The sequence below is a fragment of the Cellulomonas sp. B6 genome (assembly GCF_001462455.1).
Classification (GTDB): Bacteria; Actinomycetota; Actinomycetes; order Actinomycetales; family Cellulomonadaceae; genus Cellulomonas.
In genome coordinates this window covers 1-1,649 of the sequence record NZ_LNTD01000263.1, presented here as the reverse complement: position 1 = coordinate 1,649, position 1,649 = coordinate 1, and the positions used below count along the sequence as shown (strand labels likewise).

The following is a 1,649-nucleotide window of genomic DNA, read 5'->3' as shown; positions in this document are numbered from 1 at the left end:
GTGGCGGGAGGGCACCCCCTCTGGTCAGACGAGCGTCGCGGTCCCGGACAGCGCGGTCCACGACTCGGGCGCCAGGCGCACGGTCGTCGTGCCCGTGGCGCTCGCGGTCACCGGGGCGGCGTCGAGCGTCGTGACGTGCTCGGCGGCGACCTTGGCGGCGTGCTCGGGGCCCGCGACCGCGGTCTCGTGGTCGGCCGTGACCTGCGTGCCGCCGCCGAGCGTCAGGGCGACGCCCGGGTGCCGCAGCTCGACCTCGACGGCCTCGGCCGTGCGGTTGACGAGGAACACGCCCAGCTCGCCGGACCCGCTCTCGCCCGCCCACGTGACGGCCGCCGTGACGGTCGGGACGTCGCCGTGCCGGGACGTCGTGAACGTCGGGGCCTGCACGCGCACGTCGAGCACGTCGCCCTGCGCGAGGCGCGCCGTGGCCGCGAACGGGTAGTACGTCGGCTGCTTCCAGGCCTCGCCGCCGGGCTCGGTCATGATCGGGGCGATGACGTTGACGAGCTGCGCGAGGCACGCGACCGGCACGCGGTCGGCGTGGTTGAGCAGCGTCACCATGAGGTCGCCCAGGACGACGGCGTCGAGGCCCGAGTAGACGTCCTCGATGATGCGTGCGGGCTGGTGCTGCAGCGGCAGGTTCGACTCGCCGGGGAACCGCGACTCGAGGTACCAGACGTTCCACTCGTCGAACGAGATGGTGATCTGCTTGTCCGAGCGCTTGCGCGCGCCGACCGCGTCGGCCGACGCCACGACGCGGCGGATGAAGCGGTCCATGCTCGTGGCGGAGCCGAGGAACGACGCGCGGTCGCCGTCGAGCTCCTCGTAGTACGCGTGCATCGAGATGTGGTCGACCAGGTCGTACGTGTACGACAGGACGGTCTGCTCCCACTCGCCGAACGTGTCCATCGTCATCGACGACGACCCGCACGCGACGAGCTCGATGGTCGGGTCGACGAGCTTCATGGCCTTGCCGGCCTCGGCGGCGAGCTTGCCGTACTCGTGCGCGTCCTTGTGGCCGATCTGCCACGGGCCGTCCATCTCGTTGCCGAGGCACCACAGCGTCACGCCGTAGGGCTCGGTGCGGCCGTTGGCGATGCGCAGGTCCGCCCAGCGTGAGCCGGCGACGCCGTTGCAGTACTCGACGAGCGCCGCGGCCTCGGCGACGCCGCGCGTGCCGAGGTTGACGGCCATCATGGGCTCGATGCCCTCGCGCTCGGCCCACTGCAGGAACTCGTCGGTGCCGACGAGGTTGGGCTCGACCGTGCGCCACGCGAGGTCGATGAACGGCTTGCGCTCCTCGACCGGTCCGACGCCGTCCTCCCACACGTAGTTGGAGACGAAGTTGCCGCCCGGGTAGCGCACCATCGTGACGCCGAGCTCGCGCGTGAGGTCGGCGACGTCGCGGCGGAAGCCGTGCTCGTCGGCCGTCGCGTGCTCGGGCTCGTAGATGCCGGTGTAGACCGCGCGGCCGAGGTGCTCGACGAACGAGCCGAAGAGGCGGCGGTCGAGGGTGCCGGTGCGGAAGTCGGGGTGCAGCAGGACGGTGGCGTGGGCGGTCATCGGTGCTCCGGGGTCGGTCCGCGGCGCCGACGCACGGGTGCTCGGGGCACGCGGGATTTCACAACGTTGTAAACCCGACCAGCATA

The 1,649-nt window shown here is 71.8% G+C and carries 1 protein-coding gene; it reads right to left on the bottom strand.

Going from position 1 to position 1,649, the window contains the following annotated elements; genetic code table 11:
• Positions 1-24: 24 nt before the first annotated feature.
• Positions 25-1,563 carry an alpha-N-arabinofuranosidase gene (locus ATM99_RS17555; RefSeq protein WP_062104090.1) on the bottom strand — a complete coding sequence of 513 codons (1,539 nt, stop codon included), beginning with the start codon at positions 1,561-1,563 and terminating at the stop codon, positions 25-27.
• Positions 1,564-1,649 lie beyond the last annotated feature (86 nt).